The organism is Mesorhizobium sp. EU05-FHT14A09 (assembly GCF_058790995.1).
Genome location: NZ_JBYTDF010000029.1, coordinates 1 through 550, shown reverse-complemented (window position 1 = coordinate 550; position 550 = coordinate 1). Strand labels below are relative to the sequence as shown.

The window sequence follows — 550 nt, the reverse complement described above, 5'->3', positions numbered from 1 at the left end:
CCGCCGCTGCCGGTGATGTCGGAGGCAATGCCAACGGCAAAGCCGTTGCTGTCGAAGCTGCCGCCGCCTGCCGACAATGTGACCGCGCGGGCAGCGCCGAGATCGAAGGCCGCATCATAACGCAGCGTGCCGCCATCGAAGGTCAGGCCACCGGCGGCATCACCGAGATTGCCGTCACTCGCGACAGCGACGGTGCCCTTGTTGAAGACGGTGCCGCCCGAATAGCTGTTGGCGCCTTCCAGCACCACCACGCCGGTGCCGTTCTGCACGACCTTGCCATGGCTGCCGGCCTTGTCGGAGATGACACCGGAGAAGCTGGTGCTGTTGGAGCGGTTGAAGGCGAGCGTACCGCCCAACGACACATCGCCCAGGATCGAACCGGTGCTGCCGCCATTGCCGAGCTGCAAGGTGCCGGCCTCGACCACGGTGCCATCGCCATAGGTGTTGTCATTGGTCAGGATCAGCGTGCCGGTGCCGATCTTGTGCAGCGAACCGGGATCGGTCGCATCGGCGATCACACCGGCAATGGTCATGGTGTGGCCATTGGTGT

General features: G+C 64.9%; 1 protein-coding gene. It reads right to left on the bottom strand.

Annotation, left to right across the window (positions count from 1 at the left end):
- The coding region (locus AC3WTO_RS31130) for an autotransporter-associated beta strand repeat-containing protein (RefSeq protein WP_492558473.1) at positions 1-550 on the bottom strand (550 nt) is incomplete at both ends.